General features: G+C 70.2%; 25 protein-coding genes and 1 pseudogene. 10 read left to right on the forward strand and 16 right to left on the reverse strand.

The window, feature by feature from the left end:
* Positions 1–235 precede the first annotated feature (235 nt).
* Positions 236–1,063 (forward strand): SGNH/GDSL hydrolase family protein, encoded by an 828-nt coding sequence (locus tag ACFYSH_RS07775; protein ID WP_359465013.1) that lies wholly within the window; start codon positions 236–238, stop codon positions 1,061–1,063.
* 83 nt (positions 1,064–1,146) lie between these two features.
* Here the strand turns inward: ACFYSH_RS07775 and ACFYSH_RS07780 are convergent, their stop codons facing one another.
* From ACFYSH_RS07780 to ACFYSH_RS07800, 5 genes are all read right to left on the reverse strand, one after another.
* On the reverse strand, positions 1,147–2,064 hold the full coding sequence (locus tag ACFYSH_RS07780; RefSeq protein ID WP_359465015.1) for an STM4011 family radical SAM protein: 918 nt from the start codon (positions 2,062–2,064) through the stop codon (positions 1,147–1,149).
* Positions 2,065–2,137: 73 nt separating this feature from the next.
* On the reverse strand, positions 2,138–3,505 hold the full coding sequence (locus tag ACFYSH_RS07785; protein ID WP_359465018.1) for an STM4012 family radical SAM protein: 1,368 nt from the start codon (positions 3,503–3,505) through the stop codon (positions 2,138–2,140).
* Positions 3,502–4,314, reverse strand: coding sequence for an STM4013/SEN3800 family hydrolase (locus ACFYSH_RS07790; protein WP_359465020.1), 813 nt, complete (start codon positions 4,312–4,314; stop codon positions 3,502–3,504). The genes ACFYSH_RS07785 and ACFYSH_RS07790 overlap by 4 nt, the downstream gene beginning before the upstream one ends.
* 37 nt (positions 4,315–4,351) lie before the next feature.
* A complete protein-coding gene (locus tag ACFYSH_RS07795) occupies positions 4,352–5,557 on the reverse strand; it encodes an STM4014 family protein (protein WP_388751652.1) in 1,206 nt (401 codons plus the stop codon).
* A gap of 151 nt (positions 5,558–5,708) precedes the next feature.
* Entirely contained in the window at positions 5,709–6,668 is a 960-nt protein-coding gene (locus tag ACFYSH_RS07800; protein WP_388751377.1) for an STM4015 family protein, read from the reverse strand.
* 185 nt (positions 6,669–6,853) lie between these two features.
* On the opposite strand from ACFYSH_RS07800, the gene ACFYSH_RS07805 reads away from it, so the two are divergent.
* Both ACFYSH_RS07805 and ACFYSH_RS07810 read left to right on the forward strand, forming a co-directional pair.
* Positions 6,854–7,180, forward strand: a complete 327-nt coding sequence (locus ACFYSH_RS07805) for a hypothetical protein (protein WP_359465024.1) — start codon at positions 6,854–6,856, stop codon at positions 7,178–7,180.
* A gap of 77 nt (positions 7,181–7,257) precedes the next feature.
* On the forward strand, positions 7,258–8,259 hold the full coding sequence (locus tag ACFYSH_RS07810) for a DUF6745 domain-containing protein (protein ID WP_359465027.1): 1,002 nt from the start codon (positions 7,258–7,260) through the stop codon (positions 8,257–8,259).
* Between the two features lie 56 nt (positions 8,260–8,315).
* Here ACFYSH_RS07810 and ACFYSH_RS07815 read toward each other — a convergent pair whose 3' ends face one another.
* On the reverse strand, positions 8,316–8,906 hold the full coding sequence (locus ACFYSH_RS07815) for a TetR/AcrR family transcriptional regulator (protein ID WP_388751654.1): 591 nt from the start codon (positions 8,904–8,906) through the stop codon (positions 8,316–8,318).
* A 181-nt stretch (positions 8,907–9,087) separates the two neighbouring features.
* Between ACFYSH_RS07815 and ACFYSH_RS07820 the strand changes: the two genes are divergently transcribed.
* Together ACFYSH_RS07820 and ACFYSH_RS07825 are read left to right on the forward strand one after the other, a co-directional pair.
* Positions 9,088–9,528, forward strand: coding sequence for a PPOX class F420-dependent oxidoreductase (locus ACFYSH_RS07820; protein WP_359465032.1), 441 nt, complete (start codon positions 9,088–9,090; stop codon positions 9,526–9,528).
* Positions 9,529–9,656: 128 nt separating this feature from the next.
* Positions 9,657–10,853, forward strand: coding sequence for an MBL fold metallo-hydrolase (locus ACFYSH_RS07825; protein ID WP_388751379.1), 1,197 nt, complete (start codon positions 9,657–9,659; stop codon positions 10,851–10,853).
* A 611-nt stretch (positions 10,854–11,464) separates the two neighbouring features.
* On the opposite strand, the gene ACFYSH_RS07830 is transcribed toward ACFYSH_RS07825, so the two are convergent.
* The gene (locus ACFYSH_RS07830) at positions 11,465–11,869 is read right to left on the reverse strand and encodes a hypothetical protein (RefSeq protein ID WP_388751381.1); all 405 of its coding nucleotides are present in this window, start codon (positions 11,867–11,869) and stop codon (positions 11,465–11,467) included.
* A gap of 122 nt (positions 11,870–11,991) precedes the next feature.
* Here ACFYSH_RS07830 and ACFYSH_RS07835 point away from each other — a divergent pair, with 122 nt between their 5' ends.
* Positions 11,992–12,579, forward strand: a complete 588-nt coding sequence (locus ACFYSH_RS07835) for an exonuclease domain-containing protein (protein WP_388751383.1) — start codon at positions 11,992–11,994, stop codon at positions 12,577–12,579.
* Positions 12,580–13,003: 424 nt separating this feature from the next.
* On the opposite strand, the gene ACFYSH_RS07840 is transcribed toward ACFYSH_RS07835, so the two are convergent.
* The 7 genes from ACFYSH_RS07840 to ACFYSH_RS07870 all read right to left on the reverse strand — a co-directional run bounded on the left by ACFYSH_RS07840 (position 13,004) and on the right by ACFYSH_RS07870 (position 19,655).
* Positions 13,004–13,963, reverse strand: coding sequence for a DUF1152 domain-containing protein (locus tag ACFYSH_RS07840; protein WP_359465037.1), 960 nt, complete (start codon positions 13,961–13,963; stop codon positions 13,004–13,006).
* Between the two features lie 324 nt (positions 13,964–14,287).
* Complete coding sequence (locus ACFYSH_RS07845; RefSeq protein ID WP_388751384.1) at positions 14,288–15,904, reverse strand: phytoene desaturase family protein; 1,617 nt, start codon at positions 15,902–15,904, stop codon at positions 14,288–14,290.
* 72 nt (positions 15,905–15,976) lie between these two features.
* Positions 15,977–16,456 carry an SRPBCC family protein gene (locus tag ACFYSH_RS07850; protein WP_359465042.1) on the reverse strand — a complete coding sequence of 160 codons (480 nt, stop codon included), beginning with the start codon at positions 16,454–16,456 and terminating at the stop codon, positions 15,977–15,979.
* Positions 16,457–16,617: 161 nt separating this feature from the next.
* Positions 16,618–17,643: a YihY/virulence factor BrkB family protein gene (locus ACFYSH_RS07855; RefSeq protein WP_359465045.1), complete on the reverse strand. Its 1,026-nt coding sequence runs from the start codon at positions 17,641–17,643 to the stop codon at positions 16,618–16,620.
* A gap of 149 nt (positions 17,644–17,792) precedes the next feature.
* A complete protein-coding gene (locus tag ACFYSH_RS07860) occupies positions 17,793–18,479 on the reverse strand; it encodes a DUF3618 domain-containing protein (protein ID WP_359465047.1) in 687 nt (228 codons plus the stop codon).
* Positions 18,455–18,907 carry a phage holin family protein gene (locus ACFYSH_RS07865; RefSeq protein ID WP_359465049.1) on the reverse strand — a complete coding sequence of 151 codons (453 nt, stop codon included), beginning with the start codon at positions 18,905–18,907 and terminating at the stop codon, positions 18,455–18,457. Before ACFYSH_RS07865 ends, ACFYSH_RS07860 begins: the two co-directional genes overlap by 25 nt.
* 13 nt (positions 18,908–18,920) lie before the next feature.
* On the reverse strand, positions 18,921–19,655 hold the full coding sequence (locus ACFYSH_RS07870; protein ID WP_359465052.1) for a hypothetical protein: 735 nt from the start codon (positions 19,653–19,655) through the stop codon (positions 18,921–18,923).
* Positions 19,656–19,915: 260 nt separating this feature from the next.
* Here ACFYSH_RS07870 and ACFYSH_RS07875 point away from each other — a divergent pair.
* A pseudogene (locus ACFYSH_RS07875) lies at positions 19,916–20,393 on the forward strand (transposase).
* Here the strand turns inward: ACFYSH_RS07875 and ACFYSH_RS07880 are convergent.
* Positions 20,374–20,781 carry an Imm10 family immunity protein gene (locus ACFYSH_RS07880; protein WP_359465054.1) on the reverse strand — a complete coding sequence of 136 codons (408 nt, stop codon included), beginning with the start codon at positions 20,779–20,781 and terminating at the stop codon, positions 20,374–20,376. The pseudogene ACFYSH_RS07875 and the gene ACFYSH_RS07880 overlap by 20 nt on opposite strands.
* A gap of 1,220 nt (positions 20,782–22,001) precedes the next feature.
* On the opposite strand from ACFYSH_RS07880, the gene ACFYSH_RS07885 reads away from it, so the two are divergent.
* Together ACFYSH_RS07885 and ACFYSH_RS07890 are read left to right on the forward strand one after the other, a co-directional pair.
* The gene (locus tag ACFYSH_RS07885; RefSeq protein WP_359465057.1) at positions 22,002–22,502 is read left to right on the forward strand and encodes a cupin domain-containing protein; all 501 of its coding nucleotides are present in this window, start codon (positions 22,002–22,004) and stop codon (positions 22,500–22,502) included.
* Between the two features lie 139 nt (positions 22,503–22,641).
* Positions 22,642–23,085, forward strand: coding sequence for an SRPBCC family protein (locus ACFYSH_RS07890; RefSeq protein ID WP_359465060.1), 444 nt, complete (start codon positions 22,642–22,644; stop codon positions 23,083–23,085).
* Positions 23,086–23,173: 88 nt separating this feature from the next.
* Here ACFYSH_RS07890 and ACFYSH_RS07895 read toward each other — a convergent pair whose 3' ends face one another.
* On the reverse strand, positions 23,174–23,455 hold the full coding sequence (locus ACFYSH_RS07895; RefSeq protein ID WP_359465062.1) for a hypothetical protein: 282 nt from the start codon (positions 23,453–23,455) through the stop codon (positions 23,174–23,176).
* Positions 23,456–23,593: 138 nt separating this feature from the next.
* Between ACFYSH_RS07895 and ACFYSH_RS07900 the strand changes: the two genes are divergently transcribed.
* Complete coding sequence (locus ACFYSH_RS07900) at positions 23,594–25,390, forward strand: ABC transporter ATP-binding protein (RefSeq protein ID WP_359465065.1); 1,797 nt, start codon at positions 23,594–23,596, stop codon at positions 25,388–25,390.
* The last annotated feature ends 451 nt before the right edge of the window (positions 25,391–25,841 follow it).

Here is a 25,841-nt window from a genome sequence, read left to right on the forward strand (position 1 = left end):
ACCCAGGGCGGGCCCGGCCCGCCCGCCCCGCGGGGCGCGGCCCCCCCCCCCCCCCGGCGCGGGGGCCCCCCCGCCCCCCCCCGGGGGGGGGGGGGGGGGGGGGGGGGCGGGGGGCCCCCCCCCCCCACTCCTTATTCCGGCTTTACCAAAAACTGACCGGGTGGTCTTTCTCACCCACCGTCAACCCCTTATTACGGTCGCGTAGGTCACATTCGAAGGTGCAAGATAAGCCCTTGTGGCAGACGATTCGAGAAACAATCAACGAGGCATCATCGGGTCGTACGCAGCGATTGGCGACAGCTTCACCGAGGGCGTCGGGGACCCCGGCCCCGACGGCACGCTCGTCGGCTGGGCGGACCGGTTCGCGGTGCTCCTCGCGGACCAGCTCCCGGTCCCCGGTGCTGTGGTCGGCCCCGCGGACGACCCGCACGGCAATTTCCGGTACGCCAATCTCGCCGTACGCGGACGCCTCCTCGACCAGATAGTCGAGGAGCAGGTTCCCCGCGCCAAGGAGCTGGCACCGGACCTGGTGAGCTTCTGCGCGGGCGGCAACGACATCCTCCGTCCTGGTTCCGACCCGGACGACGTCGCAGAACGCTTCGAGCGTGCGGTCTCCGAGCTGACGCAGGCGGTCGGCACCGTCATGGTCACCACCGGCTTCGACACCCGCGGCATCCCCGTGTTCAAGCACTTGCGGGGCAAGATCGCGATGTACACCGCGCATGTCCGGTCCATCGCCGACCGTTACGACTGCCCGGTGCTGGACCTGTGGTCCCTGCGGTCCGTGCAGGACCGGCGGGCCTGGGACAACGACCGGCTGCACCTCTCGCCGGAGGGGCACACCCGGGTCGCGCTCCGCGCAGCCCAGGTCCTCGGCCTCGAGGTGCCGACCGACCCCGACCAGGTGTGGCCTCCGCAGGCGCAGCGCGGGACGCTCGATCTCCGGCGCGACGACATCCAGTGGGCGCGTGAGTACCTCGTCCCGTGGATCGGCCGCCGACTGCGCGGGGAGTCCTCGGGGGACCACGTGGAGGCCAAGCGCCCCGACCTGCTTCCGCTCTGACCGTTCGGCCGCCGACCCCAGGGCTGTCGGCTCGCAGGCCGCCGGTCCCAGGGCCGCTGATCTCCTTGGGCCGCTGACCGTCGTCAGCGGCCGACGAAGGGGAGCGGGCGCCGGCCCGGGCCCGGCGCCACCAGCACGTCCGGGGTGGCTGTCCGCGTCGGACGTGCGGGTATCCGCTCGAGCACGCCCCCGGCGAACACGTCGTACAGCGGCAGTGTCTCGAGATGTACATATCCGATGTGGCAGTCGCACACATCGAGCGGGCAGCCGCGCGGGCCGAGCGAGCTCCGGTAGCTGCCGTCGTAGAGATTGCCCAGCTCGGCAGGGACGAAGTGGCAGCGGCGCACCGTCCCGTCACCGTCCACCGAGATGACCGACTCACCGGTCCGGCAGGGCAGCCCGCGTGAGCTGTGCGGATGCCTGCTGTAGGGGAACAGCGGGTCCAGGGCCGTCCAGCGGTCCGCCTGTTCATCCGTATAGGTGTGCCCCTCGGCGGCGTTGACCCAGAGGTACACCTCGGGCGGCAGCGCGGAACGCAGCCGGCCGGCCTCCTCCAGATGCTCGTCCAGGCCGACGATCCCGACGCTGTGACGGACTCCGAGGGCCGTCAGCTCCCGGCACCGGCCCAGGAACCGCTCGTACGGTGTCTGGCCGGGATGGTAGGTGCACCACAGGGCGACCTTGTCGCGCTCCGCCTCGGCCAGCCAGCCCGTACGGCCGCTGAGGTTCGTCTGGACGGCGACCCGGCTGATGTGCGGCAGCCGCGAGAGTTCGACGAGTGCCTTCCGGTACCAGGAGCGCACCAGGCCCTCACCCCATGGGGTGAACAGCACGGACAGCCGGTCGCCGGTCTGCGCCGCCGCCCACGCGGTGAACCGCTCCAGGGCCGCGCGGTCGGACCGGAGCTGCTCCCCGCTGTCCCGCCGCTTGGCGAACGGGCAGTAGGGGCAGTCGTAGTCGCACGAGGCCAGTGGGCCCCGGTAAAGGATCGTCAGGTCCATGCTCATCGCCTTGCTCGTGGGCCTGTACGTCGGCCGTTCGCGGCCTTGTTCTCCGGCCAGGTCACGTGTCCGCTCACTTCGCTTCGTACGCGGCCATCGCTGCTCGCACCGCCGGGGAGAAGAGCTCCGGGCCCAGCGCGTCGGAGTGGGCCAGACCCTCGGGGGACAGGCGCAGCAGCGCGGGGCCCGCCCCCTCGTCCAGCCAGCCGCGCGCGGCGAAGAGCTCCAGCTCGGCGGGGAAATCCTCGTACGGATCCGTGCCGAAGCGCTCCCGGTACTCGGCGGGCCGTGCCCCCTCGGCCTGGAGGAGCGACTGCAGGAGATGGCGGCGGCGCGCCTCGTCGTCGTCGACGTACCGGCCGACCTCCGCCCGGGAGAAGTCCGTGGTGGTGGTGAAGCCGTCGATGATGCCCCGGATCTCCCGCATCTCCACCGCGTAGTCGAAGGAGTAGTGCAGGGAGGAGGTGTACGACCGGGCGCCGCAGCCCAGCCCGATCATGCCGTCGGTCTGGCAGGCGTAGTCGTCGGGGCCCGTATGCGGGGTGTCCGTGCGGCGGAACATGCGCATCGACACCTGCTCGTAACCGTGGGCCAGCAGGTGCTCACGGCCCGCGCGGTACAGCCGTAGCCGCTGTTCGTCCCAGGCGTGGTCGGGACCGGCCGGTGTCTCCGCTCCGGTGCCCAGCCGCCCGAGACCGGTCAGTGGACGTACGTACAGCGGGTAGAGGTACAGCTCCTCCGGACGCCAGGCCAGGGCGGCGTCCAACGAGGTGCGCCAGCTCGCCTCGGTCTGACCGTCGATGCCGTAGATCAGGTCGATGTTGAGGACCGGGATGCGGGCATCGCGGATCCTGCCGAGAGCCGCCTCCACCTCCCCGCGGTGCTGGGGGCGGACCGCGGCCCGGGCCTCGGCGTCGACGAAGCTCTGCACACCGATGCTGATCCGGGTGGTTCCCCGCTCGGCCAGCACGCCCAGCCGGTCCGCCGTCGCCGTCGAGGGCGAGGTCTCGACCGACAGCGGGACCGCTCCCAGGTCGGCCCCCATCCGCTTCTCCGCGATGTCGCAGAGACGTTCCAACTCGCCGGCGGTGAGGAAGGTGGGGGTACCGCCCCCGAACGCCGCGGCGGCGAAACGCACCGGCCCGTCGTCGCCCAGTGCGTCCCGGACGGTGGTGGCCTGCCGGTCGAGCGCGTCGAGGTAGCGAGTCGTCAGCTCCTCGGGTGCGCCGATGCGGGTGAACAGATTGCAGAAGCCGCAGCGGACCTCGCAGAACGGTATGTGGAGGTAGAGGGAGAGCGCGTCCTTGCGCTCCGCCGCCCAGAGTTCGCTCAGCGGCGGACGTCCGCCGGGCCTGCCGTCGAGCGGGCGGTAGGCGGTCTTGTGCGGGTAGGCGTAGACATAGCTGCGGTACGGGCTGGTGCTGTGTGTGGTGCCGGTCATCGGTGCGCCCCCGGTTCGAGGAAGAAATGGGCATAGGGCACGGTCCACACGGCTTCGTGACCGATGCGGTGGCCGGTGTAGCCGTCGTCGCCGTACGCCGTGCCGTGATCGGAGCAGACGATGGCGAAACACCTGCGGCGGCTGCTCGCCGCCGCGAAGAGGCGCCCTATGTGCCGGTCCACGTACTCCAGGGCCGCGGCGTGGGTCGCCAGGGTGTCACCCGCGTCAGCCGTTGCGCCGGGCAGATGGAACCAGTTGGGCTGATGCAGCGCCGACACATTGACGAAGAGGAACAGTCGCTGGGCTCGCGGAAGTTGCGTGACGACCTGTTCGGCCCGCGAGACCTGCGCCTCGAAGGAGGACGGTGACGCGACGCCGAACTCCGGTTCCCAGTGGCTCTCATGGAACATACCGGGCAGCACCGAGCCGAGCGGCGGCCGACGGTTGAAGAACCCCACGCCGCCGACGCACACCGTGCGATAGCCCACGGCGGCAAGGCCGGAGAGCAGGTCGGGGGTCTCATGGACGAAGGTACCGTCCGCAGTCGACTCACTGCCCGCGAAGCGGGCGGCGAACAGCCTCGGGTGAGGGCCGGGTGCGGCGGGCGTCGGCAGGAAACCGGCGAAGATCGCCTGGTGGGAGGCGTAGGTGAAGCTTCCCGGCGCATGCCTCTTCTCCCAGACGCCGCCGGGCAGATGCCTGACGAGATTCGGGATGCGCCCGGCCGCTGCCAGTTCCTCGGCCACGTCGAACCGCAGGGTGTCCAGGGTGACGAGCAGCAGATCGTGGCTGCCCACGACCGCGTTCATGTCGGGATTCGGAGCGTGCGCGTCGTGGGGGGCGGGATCAGGGGGCGTCGGTGACACGGTCGTTCCTCGCATGGTCGTTGTTCTTCCGGCCGGCTCTCAGGCGGTGGTCGTCTCGCCGGCCGTCGTACGCGGACGCCTCCAGTACGGCGGCGACCTGCGCGCCGTAGCTGTCCTGCTCCTCCGCGCCGCTGCCCGGCAGTCCGGTCAACCGCGGCAGGAGGTCCCCGAAGGCATTCACCTCGCCGACGGCGAAGTGCCGCCAGCCGGTCGAGGGCAGCAGATCGACACCCACGCACAGCGTGTCCGGGAAGCAGGCCGCGGCCCGCTCGCACACGGTCAGGGCGGCACCCCAGCTGCCGCCGGCCGCTTCGATCGCTGCCCGCACCTCGTCCAGGTCCCCGCGTGCGCCGCCCAGGTGCAGATTGGTCATGGGGGACCGGCTGGTCCGTACGACGGCATGGGTCGCTCGCCCGGCGACCACGACGACCCGGAGGTCGGCGACCCGTCCTCGCTGGGACGCCTTGGGCAACCAGCGCTCGATGTGCAGTCCGTCCGGTGCCAGCGCGTCGACGAGCTCCGCCACCTCGCGCTCCGTCGTGCAGCGGCGCACGCGCAGGGAGTTGAACAGCCGGCCCTTCTCGTCCCGCTCCACGGAGGTGGCTGCCCGAATCCTCGGGCCGGCCGTCTCCAGGGCCATCACGCCGGAGGCGCAGGAGCCGTGAGCGGGCTTCAGGAACACCCTCGGCATGCGGTGTTCCGTCATCAACCGGCGTACGTCAGCCCACCCGCGCACGCGCTCGGCGTCAGGTCCCGAGGTGGGGGAGTCCGGCACGGGGACCCCGGCAGCGTCCAGCACGCCATGACAGAGCCGCTTGTCGAACAGCACCGCGATGTCCCGGGGGTCGTCCAGCAGCACCGCATCCGCCGCTGTGGCCGCCCGCGCCACCTCCTGAACGGCCGCGGTGAAGCGCGCGTACCATCGGGCCGACCCCTCGACCCTGGTCGGATCGTCGCCACCGCGCAGCAGCCGGTCCACTTCGGTGTCCTCGCCGGGCGAATCGATGCGCACGGTCTCCCCCGGGAAGAAGGCTGCCTCCCCCCGCAGTACCTCCTGCCAGGACACGATGCGCGCGGCAGGCAGCCCGGCGGCGCGCACGGCGTCCTGGAAGAGGCCCACCCTGCGGTTGGCGGGAACGCCGACGACCGCGAGGCGCGGCTGCCCACTCCCCGCTGACGGCGGCACAGCGTGCCGGGTCGTCCCCGGGATCCCGGTCGACCGTCTCGTCGGACCCGGCCCGGAGGCCGCCTCGGCCTCCGTCAGGCCGGACCGGGACGGGGCGTGGACCGGGAGGCCGCGAAAGACGTCGGGGCGCCAGGTGCCGGTCATCGCGCACTCACTCCGCGACCGCGGTGTATCGGCCTTCGGGGCCGAGGCCGTTCCACGGCTCGCAGCGCCCGGACAGATCGACCGACACACCGTGCGGCTCCAGGGCCTCCAGAACGCGTCGCTCCATCGCCTCGGTCAGGAAGTGGTGGTGCAGGTCGAGTGAGGTGAGATGGGTGAGTGGCTGGCCATCGAGCAGCGCGGCCGCTCCCTCGTCGCCCAGCGTGCCGTTCGACAGATCGAGGGAGCGGAGCTGCGCGACGACCGGTGCCGAACCGATCGCGGCTGCTATCTCGTTCTGCAACTCGCTGTTGCGCAGGCCCAGATGGCGCAGTCGGGGAAAGCGTGATCCGGCGAGCAGCGGGGCCAGGTCCGGGAGGACCGCATCGCCGCCGTACGCGGAGACGCCGAGCCAGAGGTCCAGTCGCTCCAGCGCGGGCAGCTCGCTGTCCAGTACTCCGCGCAGCGCCTCCGCCGGCAGCCCGCCGCTCTCCATGGTCAGCCCACGCAGGGACGCGTGCTTGACGGGCGGGAACAACACATCAGTGCCACCGCGTACACCGAGGTGGGTCAGGTCCGGGAACGCGGTGAGCAGAGTGGTGACGTCCGACTGCTCGATCCAGGAGATCTCGGCCTCCTCCGCAGTCAGATCCCCGACGAAGACCGCCCTGAGCGAGGTCAGCCGGCCGGCCGCGGCGACGACGAGCCCGATGGGGTAGGCGGACGTCTGCTCGTACGTCTCGCCCCACTGCCCGATGATCAGAGCCTCGACACCTGACGGGTCGACAGCTTCGAGGAAGGCGTTGAACGCGTCCTCCCAGGTGACGTTCGCGTCATCCGAGGCGTACGGATCGACGCTGATGCGCCAGGCCGCGGCCCCGGCCGACGGACGGTCTTCACCCTTGGACCCGCGCTGGAAATCGACGGCCGGAAGGCCGAGCAACTCGTGCAGACGGTCTGCGTCAGACATGGCACCGATCTCCTGCTACTGGAACGACTGATGTCCGCAAGGTTTATCAAGCGCCACTGACAACGACATGGGCGGGGACGGTTCGGCTACGGCGCGGACACCGGCGGGCCGCCGATGTCAGACCCCCCTCGTAGCGTTTTCCCTGTGACCGGCACAGAGGGTGCCGGGGCGGAGGGGAGACGTCTGTGTACCGGCAGGGCGATGTACTGATGGTGGCGCTGGAGGAGTCGGACGTGCCCGCGCACTTCCTCGAAGCCCAAGGAGAACTGCGCGACGGACGAGGGCGGCTGGTCCTGGCACTGGGTGAAGTCACCGGCCACGCGCACGCGGTGCAGGGACCGGGCCGGCTGATGCGGGAGGCGGGGCCGTTCGGTCCGATGCTGCTCCATCTCCCCGAGGGCGGCCGTGTGGTCCACGAGGAGCACGCCGCCATAGCGCTGCCCAAGGGCTGGTTCCGCGTCGTGCGTCAGCGCGAGTACGCCCCGGGCGCGGTCCGCGTCGTCGCGGACTGACACGTCCGCGGTGTGCGGCTGCGAGGCGGCCCGGTGATGTGCGGTCAGGAACAAGGAACAGGGGACGGGGAATACCGATGCAGTACGTGAACTCATGGCGCACCGTGGCGGCGGCGACGGGCAGGTCCGACAGGCGCGCGGCCGAAGAAGGGGTGCGGCTCGCCTACCGCGGCGCGGGGCTCGCGGAGCCGGAGCGCATCATCTGGGCGGACTCACCCAGAGCGGCCGTCGAGGTGGTGGAGAAGCTGTCCGACGCGGGCCGCTCGGTCCGCGAAGAAGTCCGCACCCGCCCCTGGGCGGAGGAACGCCGCCGGATGTATGACGAACTGGGCCCGGCCGGCTGGTCCGCGCTGTGGTCCGCCACCGGAGCCCAGCTGTGGGAGACCACCGCCGCACTGGCCGAGCGGATACGGGCAGGAGTCGTCGCCGAGCTGGCCGCACGGCCCGACGACGAGTCCGGCGTCCGTCTCGTGCTGCTCGACGCGGTCCTCGGCCAGCACGACGCCGCCTGGCTCGCCGCCTTCGACGGCCGAGGCGACCGGCTGACAGGCCTGGCCGAGGTCGCCAGAAACGCCGGTTGGTGGTGGCCCTACGAACACGCCGTGGTGATCAGTGAGCGCCCGGAGGTACTCCACCGCGACGAGGCGGGACGGCTGGACCGGGGCGACGGCCCGGCCCTTGCCTACCCCGACGGCTTCGCCCTCCATGCCTGGCGCGGCATGCCGGTGCCGGCCGAATTCCTGGCCGGCCTGGCGAGCCTGACTCCGGACCGCATACGTGCCGAGGAGAACGCGGAGCTGCGCCGTGTGATGCTCGAATACTACGGCTACGACCGATACCTCTCCGAGTCGGGCGCCGAGCCGATGCACCGGGACGAGACGGGGATCCTGTGGCGCATCGCGATGGAGGGTGACGAGGACGTCGTCATGGTCGAAGTCGTCAACTCCACCCCCGAACCCGACGGAACGCACCGCACCTACTGGCTGCGCGTACCGCCAAGGACCCGGACCGCGAAGGAGGGTGTCGCCTGGACCTTCGGGCTCGAGGGAGAGGCCTACGCACCGGTGCGCCAGACCTGACCCGGCGCGTACGGCCGCCCCTGTCGGCCCGGACGCGCGCGTGCGTCCGGGCGTCCTCAGGCGGTCAGAACCTCTTGCTCGATGCCGAGCTCGCGGGCGAGCGCCTCCTCGGTCCACTGCAGCATGGTGGCCCGGGAGAGCGGGCCCGCGTACGACGTCATCTGGACGGCCAGCCCGTCCAGGAGGGCGGTCAGCCGCCAGGCCACGGACATCGGATCTTCGCAGTGGAACTCACCCGCCGCCGCGCCCTCCTCGATCACCTCGGCCAGCTCCGCCTTCCACTGCTGGTCGAGATCACCGGCCACGTCGCGCAGCACCGGATCACGCAGGGCGGCCGCCCAGCCCTCGATCCACAGCCGCCATCCCTTGGCCTGACCCGTCGGCGCGTACCAGCGAACAGCGGCCCGGAGCCGCCGGACCGCGCTGGTGCGGCGGGTCAGCAACTTACGCAGATGGGCGAGATCTGCCTCCGCCGCGTAGGCGAACGCGGCTGCCACCAATTTTTCCTTGGATGAGAAGTGGTAGAGCACCAAGGCGTTGCTCACCCCGAGAACAGCGGCCACATCGGCGATCCGGACCGCGGACACGCCCCGGACCTCGATCTGCTCGACGGCAGCCCGCAGGAGCTCTTCACGACGCTCCGCCACGCTCAGCCGTACCCTCGCCACGCGGTCACCTTAACCAACGCCCTGATCCGGAGATCGGCCCCCGGGCCTGACAGCCTGGTCGACACCCGTGGTACAAGGCTGTCAGCGCCTGCAGGGCATCGGATGCGACATCACGCCCCGAACGCGGAATCCTGCAGGGGGTACGGACGTTGGAGTCGACATGACGGACTTGGAACGTGGGCGCGAGGCGCTGCTCCGTATTTTCGGGGAGTACGACGGCGGAGTGCTGGTCACCCTCAAGCGTGACGGCAGGCCCCAGCTGTCCAACGTGAACCACGCCTATTACCCCGAGGAGGGGGCGATCCGCGTGTCCCTCACGGAGGGCCGGGCGAAGACTCGAAACCTCCGCCGGGACCCGCGGGCGAGCTACCACGTGACCAGCGACGACCGGTGGGCCTGGACTGTCGCCGACGCCACCGCCGAGCTGACCTTGCCCGCAGCCGATCCGCACGACTCGACCGTCGAGCAGCTGATCTCCCTCTACCGGGACGTCCGGGGAGAGCACCCCGACTGGGACGACTACCGACGGGTGATGGTCCAGGACCGCAGAGTCGTCCTGACCCTGCGCATCGGACACGTCTACGGCCAGCCTCGCACCTGATCCGATCCACCCTGCGGCACGACTGCGGTACGACTCCGGCGGACGCGTGTGTGCGCCGTGCACCATCGAACTCTCGCTCTGTCGCACCGCCGACCATAATGTGACGACCGACTCCCTTTGGAGATTCTGTGACCGGCGCCGAAAACCAGCCTTCGCTCCGTACCCGACTCCGCTCACTGCGCCCCGACGCCTTCGGGGCGGACTCGGCCGGGGCGCGGATGGAGCGCATCCGCCGCTCGCCCAATTTCGCCGACGGAGTGTTCCAGAATCCGGAAGGCGCCAGGACCAGGCCGTCGGGCTCCATGATCGACTTCGCCAAGGTGTACTTCCGTAGGGAAGAACGGGCCCGTAGATCCCCGCTCGGCACCGTGCCCGTCCATGCGACGACCCTGGCCGACCTGGCGGCGCCACCGGCGACGGGCCTGCGGGTGACCTGGCTGGGCCACTCGACCGTGCTCACCGAGATCGACGGCCGCAGGGTGCTGTTCGACCCGGTCTGGGGGGAGCGCTGCTCGCCGTTCGCCTTCGCCGGGCCCAAGAGGCTGCACCCGGTCCCGCTGCCGCTCGCCTCGCTCGGGCCCGTCGACGCCGTCGTGATCTCCCATGACCACTACGACCACCTCGACCTGCCCACGATCAAGGCACTGGCGGGGACGGACACGGTCTTCGCTGTGCCGCTCGGGGTGGGAGCCCACCTGGAGCACTGGGGCGTGCCCCCGAACCGCGTCCATGAGCTCGACTGGAACGAGACCGTACAGATCGCGGGTATCAGCCTGACCGCCACCCCCGCCCGCCACTTCTGCGGGCGCGGGCTGCGCAACCAGCAGCACACGCTCTGGGCGTCATGGGTCGTCGCCGGCCCGGAGCACCGGGTCTACCACAGCGGGGACACCGGCTATTTCTCCGGCTTCCAGGACATCGGGGCCGAGCACGGCCCCTTCGACGCGACGATGATCCAGGTCGGCGCCTATTCGGAGTACTGGCCGGACATCCACATGTCGCCGGCTGAGGGGGTCCAGGCGCACCTCGACCTGCAGGGTGGGCGGCCGCACGGGGTGCTGCTGCCGATCCACTGGGGCACCTTCAACCTCGCACCGCACGCATGGGCGGAACCGGGGGAGTGGATGAAGGATGCCGCTGCGCAGGTACGGCAGCCGGTGGCGTTCCCCTGTCCGGGGGAGCCGTTCGAACCGGCAGGCAAGCTTCCCTCGGACGCTTGGTGGCGCGCGGTGTCGGCGCCGATTGCGCACCCGTGGCGTCCCCTGGAGGTGGCGGGTACGGCACCGGTGCACCGCGAGGAAGTGGATCTGGCGAGCGAGCAGTGACGGAGGGTAACGAGGGGTCGGGAGCGGCTCGCCCGGACGCTGGGTAACACGCCGGGCGAGAAGCGGGACTGTCCTTGGGCGGCTGTCGACGGGCCTTGCCGCGGGGGTCGGTCGGTGGTGCCGCGACACTTCGCACCGTTGCCCTCCGCGCAGAGATCGTCGCGCATCCTGGTCGAAACTCGCATCGTCCGAGTCGTGTTCCCAGCCGTGTGGCCGCGAACGACGGCCTCGAGGTCACGCGCCGGTGATCTGGGCGGCACCGCACTGCGTGGATGCTGATCGCTTGAGCAGGACGATGATTCGGGCAGAAGTTCGAGAGCTTCCTCGGTATCGGAGTCGATGGACCCCCCCGCTCGATGTCCCCCACCCTGACGGCGGCACCCTGGTGGCCGTCACCCGGCTCGTCCCACTGCTCCACGCAGAGGCAAGCGCGGTCGGCCCCGGCGTCTTACTCGGTGCGGCTCCGGACTCGCCCCCCGACGCTGGGTCGCCGAGCGCGCCTTCGCCCACCCGCACCGGTTCTGCCGCCTGCGGACCCGCGGGGAGATCCGCGACGACCTTCACCAAGGCCTTCCTCCGCCCTGATGCCGCTCGTCTGCAGGCGACGCCTCTCACAGCTGACCCGGGTCCTCGCCCTCCCGCAGTAGCCATTCCCTGACCGAAGGAGCGCGGTCGATGAACTGGCTGACCCGCATCCCTTCTTCGCGTGAGAGCACCCTCGACAGCGGGGTGAAGTCGTCGGGAAGTACGTCCAGCAGGCTCATCACGCGGTCTCCCGCACGCAAGGTGATCAACAGTTCGCACCGCAGCTGACGTGGAACGTCCGGGCGGTGGGACAGGCTGTGCCACAAGGCCGGCCACAGGTAGTGGGTGCCGTCGGGCGCCGCATTGACGTGCACCCACGCGGGGTCCAACCGCCGGCTCAGACGGAGGTCCCATGCCCGTTTCTCCAGCCTGAACAGCGACGCCGAATCGACGACTTTCAGCTCACGGGGCAGGGGCTGATCGAAGTCCATCGCCCCATGCTGCTTGACAGCACCCCACCCTGGGAGGCCGCGGTCGGTGTGAGGGCTGTCACCAGCGTGGACGTGCAGAAATTGGCGTGCCGGAACCGGGTGCGCATTTCTACCCTGGGCCCATGCGACACGAATCCGCCCTGCTGAACGTCATCGATGTGGAAGCGACCTGCTGGGATGGACCGCCGCCGCCCGGCTCCGTGCACGAGATCATCGAGATCGGTTTGACGGTGGTGGACGTGTCGGCGCGGTGCCGCGTATCCCGGCATCGTGTCCTGGTCCGTCCTGCCCGGTCGGCGGTGAGCGACTTCTGTACCGAACTGACCGGACTGACGCAGGCCGAGGTGGAACGGGGCGTCACCTTCGCCGAGGCGTGCCGGATCCTCATCGAGGAGTACGAGGCCGGGAAACGCCCCTGGGCGAGCTGGGGCGAGTACGACCGTCGGCAATTCGCTCGGCAGAGTCAGGCCGACGGGGTGGCCTACCCCTTCGGCCATCCGCCGGAGCGCACCCACTCCAACGCCAAGGCAGTGTTCGCCGCCGCCTACGGGCTGCGTAGGAAACCTGGCATGGACCACGCCCTGCGGATCGCCGGACTCCCGCTCGAGGGACGGCATCACAGCGGCGAGGACGACGCGTGGAACATCGCCGCACTTGTCCTTCACCTGTTGGACCGGGGGGAATGGCCGGTCACGGCCATTCGTCCGTGACCTTGCTGCCGACCGGCACCGCCGCCTGCTGTCCCTCGCCAGAGGATTGCCCTCCGGGGGATGGAGAATCCCGGCAGGCCGAGCAGGCGGCGGCGTAGGTCGAGCATGGAGGGCGCCGCGCCGGCCAGGCTCTTGGTCCGGTCGGTCATGACGGTGGGGAGCAGCGCGTTGACAGCCACGCATCGCTGTGAGGCAGTTCCCGCGCCCAGGCATCCCAGGGTGGCGACGGCCGCCAGGCAGTGCGCGTCGGGCTGGTCGTTAGTGCCGCATCAGCCAAGGTTCGCCCCGTCGCGACGCCCGGCACGCACTCTCGCCGCACCGGCCGAAAGCCCGAGTACATCCAGTACAAGGGCTTCCGGCCGGCACACCGATAGCACGCACCTGACGCCGCTCCTTGACGGGCAAACCCTGACTGACGCGGCACTTAGTGCGGGAAGCTCCGGGGCGGGCGAGTCACGATGGAGTCGCGGAACTCGGCGATACGTGCATGGACCTGCCTCATCAGGTAGGTGTCCTCGATCCGATCCAGGTAGAGACAGCGCGCTGCCAGGCCCGGTAGGTCGAAGGCGAAGTACAGGGACATCAACGGGTTCACGAACAACTCGCTGCCCCGGGTGCGATCAGTGAATCGGACATCCCCGAACGAGCCGCGCACGGCTGCCGCGATCGAACCGTTCACGATGCTGGGGTGCTGTGGGGTGTGTTGCTGCGCGTGCGTCACCGCGTCAAGGTAGAGCGCACCCTCGCGGGTGGCGCGGGGTATCGAGAACGCGCCGAGGTACGCGCCGTCGCGTTCCAGCGCGGCGATGTTCTCCAGTACCTGCGTGTGATTGACGCCGTGGTAGGCGTCCACACCGAAGCCGACGGATACGACGAGCCGCGTGGGTACACCATCCAGCGCGGCCAGTGCTGCCACGCTGGCCAGGTCCTCCTCCGGAGTACCGAGCCCGGCTTCGTCACCGCGCAACAGGATGTCCGTACCGCCGTCGACCAGCACCACGGCGTCGACGTGGTGCAGTTCGATCAGTGCTCGGTAGGCGGCGCGCAGCGGACGCACCCCGGTCTGGGGGAAGGCGTACACGGTGAACGGGTAGTCGTGTCGGTGCAGCCACTGGGCAAGGGTCCGCTCCGGGAAGTAGCTCTGGTGCAGGGCGGAGTCGGGGGTGACGGCGGCCAGGTCGGGAGCGACCCAGTCATCGGTCGGGAGACCCTCGAGCGCGCTGAACGAGAGGTTCGCGAGATACACCTGCTTGCCTTGATGCAGGAGGGAGAGAGCCAACGGCAGGCCGGAGTAGATGTCGAAACCGCCGCCGGCACCCGCTACCAGGATCCTGTCCGCATCAGCGAGCCGGGTGAAGAGCGGGTTGGAGTGGAGGGAGGTCATGCCGATCATTGTGCGGGACCGGCACTCGCAGCGGTCTGAGTGCTCATCAAGACTGCGGAGACGCCGTGGTGCGGTCGTCCGCGGGCGAGGCGGCGGAGCCCCGTACGGAAGGTTGGTCAGAAAGGCGGGGAGCGGCTCCACGGCCGGCCCCGACCCCCGGCGGAGGAGGCCGGGCTCTCCGCCCCCGGCGTCGACGGGGGTACTGCAGTGACGGGTACCTCGACCCACGACGGGGACGGCATCGCCGTGGCCCCCCCCACGCGCGGTTCTGCCAGGCGTGCCCGGGGCCCACATGCCCCCGGACGGGCGGCGCCGGACGGGCGATCAGCGCCGGCCCTTGCGGTCACGTCGGGTCAGCCTGTTCTGCAGATGGGACAGGGCGGGGGTGCTCCGTAGGCGCAGGGCGGCCCGCGCGGCGTTGGCTCCGGGGGCGCCGTGGACTCCGCCGCCCGGATGCGCGGAAGCGGAAGCCAGGAAGAGCCTGGGGACGGGGGTCTCCGCGCGGCCGGTGCCAGGGGTGGGGCGGAAGACGAGTTGCTGGTGCATGGCCGTGGTACCACCGTTGATGGCGCCGCCGTGAAGGTTGGCGTCCATACGCTCCAGCGTGGGCGGGGCGAGGATGCGCCGAGCCCGGATGAGGCCGCGGAACCCGGGGGCATAGCGCTCGACCTGCGCTTCGACGCGGTCCGCCATCGCCTGCTGCTCCCGGGCGTCCCAGACGCCGGTCAACCCGTCGTCCCCCGCGTCGCCCCGCACTCGGTGTGGCACGTGCGTGTAGGCCCATGCGGACTCGGTGCCCTGGGGTGAGCGGCAGGGGTCTGTGGTGGTCATCTGGCCGAACAGGGCGAAGGGCTCGTCGGGGACGCGGCCCATGGCGATCTGCGCGGCGAATCGGGTGAGGCCGTCCACCCCCTCCGCGAGGTGGACGGTTCCCGCCTGTGCGGCCTCTGGGCAGGTCCAGGGCACCGACCCGTTCAGCGCCCAGTCGACCTTGAACGTGGCGAAGTCCCACTGAAAGCGTTTCAGGTCGGCGAGCAGCCGCCCGGGGAGGTGCTGTGCGGGTACCAGGGACCCGTACAGGGCGGGCGCGGAGACATCGGCGAGGACCGCCTTGCGGGCCGGAACAGCCTCTCCGCCCGCGGTGCGGACACCGACGGCCTGGCCGCCCCGGATCACGACATCGGTGACATGCTCCCCGCAACGGACGGTTCCGCCGCGCCGCGCGAGGCGCCGGACGAGAGCGGCGGTCAGCGCGCCGGCGCCGCCGGTGGGAACGGGAAAGCCGTAGGTCTGGCCGAGCATGGACATGAGCCAGCCGAAGCCGCCGCTGCCCGCCGCTTCCGGTGCCAGGTCCGCGTGCAGGGCGTTGCCGGCGAGCAGAAGCCTGCCGCCCTCCCCGCGGAACTCCTCCTCGCCCAGGCGCCGCACAGGCAGCACCATGGTCCTGGCCAGGCGCAGCCCGCCTGCGGCACGCAGTCGCAGCGCCAGCCGGGCGCCCGCGAGGACCGGGGGGAACGGGGTGAACAAGGCGTCGAGAATGCCGGGCCGCAGGATGTCCCACACCTCCCCCAGATCCTTCCAGGCGGCCCCGTCCCCGGGGGCGAACGCCTCCAGACTCGCGGCTGTCTCGTCCAGGTCACGGCTGAGCACCGCGCAGCGGCCGTCCCGTAGGGGGTGGGCGAGTACTCTCGGGGCGTGGCTCCAGCCCAGCCCCTCCCGCTCCAGCCGCAGGCCGGCCAGGACCGGCGAGGCGGCCGCGAGGGGATAGAAGGCGCTGAAGAGGTCGTGGGCGAACTCGGGATCGACCCCGCGGTCGTGCCGGACCGCTCCTCCGGGCTCGTCCTGGGCCTCCAGGACCTCCACGCTCCAGCCCGCGTCGACCAGAAGGTTCGCGGCGACCAGCCCGTTGGGACCCGCCCCGATCACTACGGCGTCCGGCATGACTCGCTCCCGGCTCGGTGGTGGGTGGCGCCGCGCCCGGCGGTGCGGCTGACTCCTGCTGTCGGTGCCGGCTCAGACCCTGCGCGGTCGCGGCCGACCGGGGAGGGTGCGGGCAGGGCCTTCGCGCTCCTCGCACAGCCGGGCGAGGCGGCCCAGCATCGCGCGGTGCCGCAGTTGCTGCGCCGCCTCCAGGAGACCGTTGTGCAGGGCCCCTCCCGCACCGCGCAGCGGGTGCTCGTCGAGAATGAGCAGTGTGTGCTCGCCCCATGGCCGCAGTTCCATGGCGATCCTCGCGGTCCCCAGCGGTCCGCTGTCCGCCTCCAGTTCCAGAACGGTGCCCGGTTCGCTGCGACGCACCACGGTTCGGTTGTGCAGGGTGAGCGGCCCGATCCTGATCTCGTAGCGGAGGGCCGCCCCCAGCTCGGGCCACTGCCCCTCGTCCAGCTCAGCGTGTGACGTGCCGACGACCCAGTCCCCGTACCGTTCGACGTCGCACAGGACCTTCCAGACGTCCTCAGGAGACTTCCTGATCAAACGGTGTCGTACGGCCATGCGCTCCTCCGCCGTTCGCAGTGGCGTTCCTCGCTGCGCGTTCCCACGCTAGGCCCGGATACACACTTCCGCGCGGGGAGGGCGGCCATGGCGGTGCCACCCCCCGGCGCCGTGCTGCTCGGCGTCCACGCGGGTCGGGGTCCGTGACGGGGCGACCGGTCTCATTCGCCGTCCCGTTGTTCGTCCTCCGCTCGGCGTTCCTCGGTGGGACGGTCGGTGTATCCCGCGGATCGTCGGTCCTCGTCGGTCCACTTCCGGGTGTCGCGGGGCTCGACGTACGGTTCCTCGTCCGCTGGACGGCCGCTGACGACGGCTCTCTCCCGAGCCATCTCCGCGTCGAATTCCAGTCCCAGAAGGATCGCGAGATTGGTGATCCACAACCAGACCAGGAAGATGATGACGCCGGCGAGTGTCCCGTACGTCTTGTTGTAGGAGGCGAAGTTCGCCACGTAGAACGCGAAGGCGGCCGAGGCGGCGAGCCAGATCAGCAGGGCCAGCAGACTGCCCAGGGAGACGAACTTGAAGCCGCGGTTCTTGGCGTTCGGCGCGGCCCAGTAGAGAATCGCCAGCATCATGGCCACCAGCACCACGAGAACGGGCCACTTGGCGATGGACCAGACGGTCATGGCGGTGTCGCCCACGCCGAGCGCCGTGCCGATCTGTCGGGCCAGTCCTCCCGTGAGCACGACGATCAGGGCACTGACGCAGGCGAGGATCATGAGCGCGAGGGTCAGGCCCACGCGTACCGGAAGCACCTTCCAGACCGGGCGGCCTTCAGGCACGTCGTAGACGACGTTGGACGCGCGGATGAAGGCGGCAATGTAACCGGAAGCGGACCACAGGGCCCCCAACAGGCCTACGACGGCCACGACGGAGCTGGTCCCACCGCTGGACTGCAGCTGAGTCACCGCGTTGGTGATCACGTCCCGGGCCGAGCCCGGCGCGAGCTTCTGGATGTTGTCCAGGACGGTTCGGGTGGCTGAGTCGCCGGCGATGCCGAGCAGTGCGACCAGCACCAGCAGGGCGGGGAACAGTGCCAGAATGCCGTAGTAGGTCAATCCGGCTGCTCTGTCGGTGAGTTCGTCTCTTTTGAATTCCTTGACCGTGCGTCTCAGCACGTGCATCCAGGAGCTCTTGCTGACCTGGGTCGGCGATTCAGGAGGATTGCCGGACTGCTTCATGGACATCTACCCCACAGGTTGAGGAGTACTGCGACAAGGCTCGCCCCCACGGCACGCGGGCCGGCGAGACCGCAGTGTCTCGGGAGACCTGCCAGCGGCCGTTCGAGGGGGCGCCGTGAGCGAGCGCCCCCTCGGCTTCGGACGTGCGGCGCGTTTCAGCCCTGTCGACGGCCCGTCTGGTCGCGTGCCTCTCGTGCCGCTTCCCGGCCGACCTCGCGCAGGCCGGTGGCAGCCTCCTGTCCGGAGTCCTGAGCCTGCTGCTTGGTGGCCTCAGCGGCGTCCTGTGCCGTGCTCTTCACCGACTCCACGGCTTCCGTCGCCGGCTGGCGCATCCCTTCCTTGAGCTCCTCCGCCGCTTCCTGTGCCGTCTGCCTGGCGGGCTGGAGCAGTTCGTCGGAGTGTTCGCGGAGCTGGGCACCGACCCGCTCCTCGGCTTCCGAGGCCGGCAGGAGCGCGGCGGCCAGCATTCCGGCGCCGAACGCGATGAGCCCTGCGGCGAGGGGGCTGCCCTGCGTCTGCCTGGTGACCTCGCCCGGCGCCTCCCGCACGGACTGGCCGACCTGATCCGCCGTATCCCGAACGGTGTCCCTGGCTTGTCCGGCGGCATCGCCCGCGCTCTCCGCGAGATCGTGGGCCTTCTGTCCGGAGCGAGGGCCCGGAGTGTGGTCGGTCGCGCCCATCACACGCTCCTTCAGGCTGGTCAGCCGGTGCTGCGTGGCATCAGCTTTGCGCCTGGCCACCTTTCCCGGTGTCACCTTGTCCGCGAGGCGGTCGACGTCATGAGCCAGCCGCGCCCGGGTGTCCTCCACCTCGGTCCTCAGTTCGTCCGGTTCCGTGCCCATCGGGCATCCTCCTTCAGCGTTTCCGTGGTCTGTACGGGCTTGACCCGCACCTCGCGCATACGTTTACGCCCGGTCACGAAGAGGACAGCTCCCACCAGCGCCCAGACCGCGGTCACGATGAGCGCGGCCCAGGCGAGGTCGACCACGTGCGCCAATCCGAAGATCGCGGCCAGGCTGCCCATCAGCAGCACCAGGTGCCCGGCGTATCCGGAGCCCGCGAGCATGCCCGCCGCCTTGCCCGCTCGGGTCGCCTCTTGCTTGATCTCGGCTTTCGCCAGAGCGATCTCGCTGCGGACGAGCCGGGTGAGGTCGTCACTGATGTCGCCGACCAGTTCCCCGACGGACGGATCCGCAGACGGGACCTGGGTGGAGCCGGACGGGAGGGTGCCGTGCCGACCGGTGGTGTGCTGCGAAGAGGTAATGGCCACGACTCAGCCCCCCTTACGGCTGTTGCGGGTCGGGGTTGGGATACGGGTCCGTGACCGGGAGTGGTCCGGACGGCGAGACCGACCCGCCGTAGGACGGCGTGGGCTGCCGCTGCCCGTAGGGGTCCGCAGGCCCTGTCGCGCCGTGGAGTTGCTCTTCCGTGACCGCGCCAGGCCGGTCACGACCGTCGGCTCCCGATACCGAGCGGCCCGTACGGTCACCGGCTGCGCCCGAAGTCGGGTCGGCGCCAGCTGACTTGACGCCCTTGCCGAGACGAGCCGTCACGAAGCCGGCGAGCGCGGCGCCCGCCAGGAATGCGCCAGGGCGACGGCGCGCGAAGTCCTGGAGGTCGTTGACAAGTCCTTGAGGACCGCGGTTCTCCAGCCTGGCCGCCACGTCGCGGCCGTGATCGGCTATCTGCCTCACCGCGTTGGTGGCCGGTGAACCCTCCTTGCCGCTCCGGCCCATGTCACCCAGATCGTCCGCCAGCCGGCGGACGTTCTGGGCCAGGCGCTGTGTCTGCGTCTGCGCCTGGCCCTGTAGTTGGTCGCGCAACTCGCCCGCGACGTCCCGGGCGCGGGACGAAGCTTCGCCGGCCACGTCGCCGGCACGTGCTCTGGCGGTGCCGGCGGCCTCGGCAGCCTTCTCACTCACCAGTCCGGCACCCTCGCCGGCCTTTTCCTGTGCCGTCTGCTTCGCTGCTGCCGTTGTGCCGCCGTCCGGACGGTTCGCACCGTTGAAGTCACTCAACGTTCCTCCTCGGTCGTCCTGTGCGTGGTGATGTGCGTCGTGCGTTTTCGGGCGCACCACGTTCCATCATGACAATTCATACGAAATGCGCCACATGGCTTTCTCTCGCCGTTGCACCCGGGCAGCGCACTGGCCGTGCAGCCACCGCGAGGGCATCGAACGGCCGAGTCTGCCGTGGGGGCCGGGCAGGCAGGCCGCGGAGAACGGTCATGACCCCAAGGCGTCGTTTCTGATGGCGCAATCGTTCGTCGCATGCGCGGCTGGTGCCGGATGAGGTGTGGGTGCTGTCCCGGCGGGTGGTGCCGCCGGCGGAGGCCATACGTCCGAGGGATGGCGGCGTGCGGGCGACGCGAGGCCCTGGCCGCGATCACCTCAGTGGCGACCTCGGGCCGCACCTGGCGGCAACTGCCTCCGCTGTTCGGCTCGAGCCGGCAGACGGTCTGCCGACGCTTCGCCCGGTGGAGCCGGGCCCGTGTCCGGGCGAGGCTGCCCCGCGTCATCGAAGGCCAGGAGCCTGATTTCGAGGCCACGAAGACGGTAACGGGGCCTTCGACGGGACCGAATCCGATCGACCGTGGCAAGCCCGGCCGAGAGAACCGTGTCCTGGCTGGCCGGTTGCCGACGCCTGCACGCCGCTATGAGCGCAGGGCCGAACACGTCCTCGCTTTCGTTGGCATCGCAGCACTCCTGATCGGATACCGCCGCCTCGGTGGGCGGATCAACCCGAGAAACCAGTGAGCCGGGGCCGGGCGTCCTCGCGTCCGAAGGCGAGCACCTTCGCAAGTACCCCGCGCATCTCGTCGATACTCTCCGCCGACACGTCGAGCACCGCCTCGACCCTCGTGTCCTCCAACTCCAGATCATCCAGACAACCGGGGTCCAGCGACACCGTGAGCAGGCTGCCTGACAGGGCCACCTCGCGGACACAGCCATAAGCCGTGCACTGGTCCGGGGTCATCACGCAGTACGTGTCGAGCCCGAGCGAGACGTCCTGTGCGGACGGTTCACCGACAGCGCTCGTGAACAGCAGGAAGAAGCCGTCATCCTCCTCCGCCACACCGGCCTGCATCTCGCCGTCAAGGTCGACCTCGGCAGCCACCGCGCGGGCTGTGAATCTGTATGTCATACGCCGGTTCTACCAGGAGCCCGGCACAGCTCACGCCCACTTCTCCGCCGACAAGGGCTGTAGACGCCACTATGAGAGACGACGTCTGAAGCCCCGCTTCCGCCGCACCCGGGTCGCCGAGGCGCCCGACGCCGCGCGTTGACCGGAGTGGCTGTGTGCAGGACCCGGCCCAATCGCGGCGCCGGGCGGTTGGGTTGCCGATGTGCGCGCGCCTGTCCGGGGCTGGAGGGAGGCGGCAAGGCGTCAGTCGGTGGACAGGGTTCGGAGAGGTTCGGCGACTCGTGAGTCGGGCAGCGCTCGTCCCACGCGGGCCTGGGCCGATCATGTCGACCAGTTCGTTCCCATCGTTCACCGGCGGGCGGCGGGTGTTCGTCGCGACGGCGGTGGTACGGGCGGCGCGCCCTGCGGCGGGTATCACGGATGGTCGGGACGCTGCTCAGGCGGAATGCCGCCCCCGTGGCCGCCGCCCTTGTGTCCACCCTTGTCCGTGCCGTGAGCGCGTCCGCCGCCTTTCGTTGTCCCTGGCAGGCGCGCCTTGAGTTCACCGCTGTCCTGCGGGGTCCCTCCGCCCTTACTGCTGCGCCTCTGCTCGGGCTGCTGCGGATTCGACATGGTGCCCGCTCCCTCGCTCTGCACTCGGGTCGCATCGGTCTCACCAGCAGGGTGCCCGAGATGAAACGGGCGAAACGCTCATACAGTATGTATGCGACTCGGGTCGGCGGAGACACCACGCCGCTGCACGGCGGCGTGGTCGAGCGCGGCGAGGACGTCGCGACGGCGGCGGCGGTTCGCCGGAACAGCGTGGTCGCAGGCGTGTACTCCGGCGGGTGCCCTGAACGACACCACAGCGCCTGCAGCGGATCGGCCTGTTCGGGCGGTCGCAGCAGGGGTACCTCGCACACGTACGGCTGGGCCACGCGCAGCAGGGGGGGCGACCGGACCTTGCCCCTTGTCCCGGTACCACCACGGCTGACGGGCGGGCCACAGCAGCGGCCCGCCGACCGAACTGCGGTGCGCTGACGGATAGGCGACGCGGGGATGTAACTGGATCGCCGTGCGCGCCGGCGGGGCGGACGGCTTGCCCGGGGCCGAAGGCGAGGGAACGACAGCGACCGTCGGCGGCAAGTGGCCGACGCTCCGCAGATCCAGGGGATTGGCCCAGGATTCATACGATCAATTGGCTCTCGGCGCTGGGCCTGTGCGGTCATAGAGTCGTACGCATGACCGAGAACAGCGCCACTTCGTTCCCTGTGGTACTCACCCGCCACGCCGACGCCGAGACCTGTGTCGACCCGAGCAGCACGATGCGCCTGCTCGGCGAGGGCCGTCGTGCGGCCGGGGGCTTCACCAGCTACCGCTCCACCTTCGCCGAGGGGGCGGTGGGGGCACCCGCCCACTTCCACGCCGAGGCGACGGAGCTGTTCTTCGTACTCGGAGGAGCCCTGCGGGTGCTCGTGGGCGAAGAAGTGACCGTCCTGAGGGACGGTGACTTCCTGGCGGTGCCGCCCCGCACCCCGCATGCTTTCGCCGCCGCCCCCGGCTGCACCGCGGACGTCCTCTTCGTGTTCGACCGGCACATGGACCGCTTCGCGTACCTCCGTCTGCTCGGCAGGGTCATGCGGGAGGAGGCGGACCCCAAGGAGATCGCCGAGTCCGCGGAGCGCTTCGACAACCATTACGTGGAGAGTGCCGTCTGGCGCGCCGCACTGGACGCCTCATGAGCGCGGACGGTGCCGGGCGGCCGTGAACCCCGGGTGCCGACCGACGCGAGGGCAGGCGGAGCGGTATGCGTGCGCCGCCGACTACCGGGTAGTCGGCAGCGCAAGGCGTAACCGAGCGAAAGAAGGGGTTGTTTTCCTCATGTCCTCCTCCCTCGTCGAAACCGTCGACATCAAGGCGCCGGTCAGTGTCACCTGGGCCCTGTGGAGCGACGTGACGCAGTGGCCGAAGTTCCTGAGTCATGTGCGCCGGGTCGATCCGATGGATGAGCGCCGGTTCTCCTGGCAGTTGTCCCTGCCGGGCGCCGACAAGGGCTTCGTCGCGGAGCTCACCGAAGTCGTTCCGCAGGACCGGATCGCCTGGAAGACGATCGAGGGTGTGCATCACGCGGGGGTGGTCACCTTCCACCGCCTCGACGACACCTCCAGCCGGGTCGCCCTGCAGATCGAGTACGACCCCAAGGGATTCGTGGAGCACCTGGGCGCCCTGACCAATCTCGACTCGGCACTGGCCAACTACGACCTGGGTGAGTTCCAGAAGCTGGCCGAGTCCACGGCGGCCGGTGACGGCCCGCGAGGGCTGTGACCAGGAGGCCCGGCAGACGGCGGCAAGCGTCCGCGCGCACCCCTGAGGTGAGCGCGGACGCTTGCCGTCTGTGCTGCCCGTGCCGGGCTCAGCGGGGTGACGGCGCAGCGGAATCAGGCCGGCGGGTGGCGGTGGTGGCCGCATCGGCGTCCGTGTCCTGCCCGTGCGGTGCCTCGTCCTTCGACCGGCGTGCCGCCGCGGACTCGCGGGCGGTGCGCAGCGGTGACTGGGTCCACTCGGCGAACCACCAGACGCCGGCCACCACACACGACCACAGGAGCCCGCCCAGCATCGCGCGCGGCCATGGTGCGTGCTCCGCCCACCGCTCCACAGCGGTCAGCGCCACCCAGCCGCTGACCAGCACCGTCATCACTCGTACACGCCTATACCTGAACATTCACGCCCCGTACCCGGTCGGCGCGGGATTACGCAGCGTGATGCGAAGGAAAGGTCGGTCCTCGCGTGAGACAGGGTTGTCGCCGACGGCGGGAACAGGTGGGATGACCCTATGAAGAAAGCGCTTTCACCGCTCTCCGTCGAACCCTTGGCACCCTTCGACCACCTCGATCACCGCTATCGCGGCGAGAACCCGGTCCGCACCCTCGGGCATCTCTTCCGTCCCGACCGTGGCCGGCTGGCCCTGGCGGTCGCCATCTTCGTCGTGAAGCACAGTCCCATCTGGCTGCTGCCGCTGATCACCGCCACCGTCCTCGACGTGGTCGTCCAGCACGGTCCCGAGTCGGGCATCTGGAAGGCGAGCGGCGTCCTGCTGTTCATCCTCGTGATCAACTACCCGCTTCACCAGTGGTACGTTCGATGCCTCGCCGGCAGCATCCGGCGCATGGGTACGACTCTGCGTTCGGCCCTCTGCCGCCGGATGCAGCAACTGTCCATCGGCTATCACTCACGTGTGAGTTCGAGCGTGCTGCAGGCCAAGGTGGTCCGCGATGTCGAAGCCGTGGAGCAGATGGTGCAGCAGAGTTCCGACATGGGGCTCGGCGCGGTCGTCACCTTGATCGGCGGGCTCGTCGTCATCGGTGTACGCGTGCCCGAGTTCCTGCCTGTCTTCCTCGTCGTGGTGCCCGCCTCCGGCTTCCTCGTGATGAAACTGCGTGGACGGTTGCGCAGCCACAACGAACACTTCCGCCGCGAGGTCGAGCAACTCTCCTCCCGAGTCGGCGAGATGACCACACTCATCCCCATCACCCGCGCCCACGGGCTCGAGCGGACCGCGCTCGGCCGGGTCGACGGGTCGCTGCGCCAGGTGTTCGCGGCGGGGATGCGCCTGGACATGCTCAACGGCCGCTTCGGTTCGCTGGCCTGGGTCATTCTCAACACGCTCGGCGTGCTGTGCCTGACGGGCTCCGCCCTGGTGGCGTACCACGGGTGGATGGACATCACCCCTGGTGATGTCGTGATGCTCAGCTCCTTCTTCACCGTGCTGACGGGTTCCGTGACGACGCTGCTGGGTCTGGCTCCGATCCTCACCAAGGGCCTGGAGTCCGTGCGTTCGGCGGGGGAGGTGCTGCAGGCCCCCGATCTGGAGAACAACGCGGGCAAGGCGCGTGTCGAGAGTGTCGTCGGCCGCATCGACTTCCAGGAGGTCGGCTTCGCCTACGAGGACGGGGAACCGGCGGTCGACGGCTTCACCCTGTCCGCGCGGCCGGGGGAGACCATCGCGTTCGTGGGGGCCTCGGGCGCGGGAAAGTCCACCGTGCTCAACCTGCTCATCGGCTTCATCAGGCCCACCTCGGGCCGCATCCTCCTCGACGGAACCGACATGGCCGGGCTCGACCTGCGGACCTACCGGCGCTTCCTGTCGGTGGTGCCCCAGGAATCGATCCTCTTCGAGGGAAGCATCCGCGACAATGTCACGTACGGCATGGGGGACACGGACGAGGAGACGCTGATGCGCGCCCTTCGGGACGCCAACGCGCTGGAATTCGTCAACGGCCTGCCGCGTGGCCTGGACACGGTCATCGGGGAGCGTGGCGCGCAGCTGTCGGGTGGTCAGAAGCAACGCCTGGCCATCGCCCGGGCGTTGATACGTGACCCGAGGATACTGGTGCTCGACGAGGCCACCTCCGCCCTCGACAACCGTTCCGAAGCCCTCGTGCAGGAGGCGCTCACGCGGCTCGTGCACGGCAGGACCGTCTTCGTCGTCGCCCACCGGCTCTCCACGATCCAGGGAGCCGACCGCATCGTGGCCATGGAAGGCGGCAGGATCGCGGAAGTCGGCACCCACGAAGAGCTGTTGAGCGCGGGCGGGGTGTACGCGGGGCTGCAGCCCACCCACCCGAGGTGACGTGAACGCGGTCGGTCTCCGGCCGACGGGAGCGCCCTGACGGACCGGGTTCCCACCACGGGCCGGAGAGGGCCGCCCGGTGGCTCGGCGCGCGCGACGCTGCCACCGGGCTCGGTCCTCCTCGGGGGGTACGCCGGTGCACGACCGCACCAAGGGGCCCGCCCCCCTGGTGACCGACGTCTTCGAGGGCCGGCGTGAACCACGACCCGCGGTACGGGGCGTAGGTGGCCCGGCAACAGGCCGACTGAACCACCAGCCCGCCCACCCGAGCTTCTGCCCGGCCTCGGACGCCGACTTCTCCCAGGCACCGATTCCGCACCTCGACCGAGACGACTGCGCAATTCGTGCACGGAATCGATGTCCGTCCGTTCGTGCGGAGTTACAGAGGTGCGGAATCGGTTGCCCGTGCGAGACGTCATACCAGAGCGGGACGCCTGGCGGGCAACTTCGA

It is taken from the genome of Streptomyces sp. NPDC005791, assembly GCF_042871485.1.
Classification (GTDB): domain Bacteria; phylum Actinomycetota; class Actinomycetes; order Streptomycetales; family Streptomycetaceae; genus Streptomyces.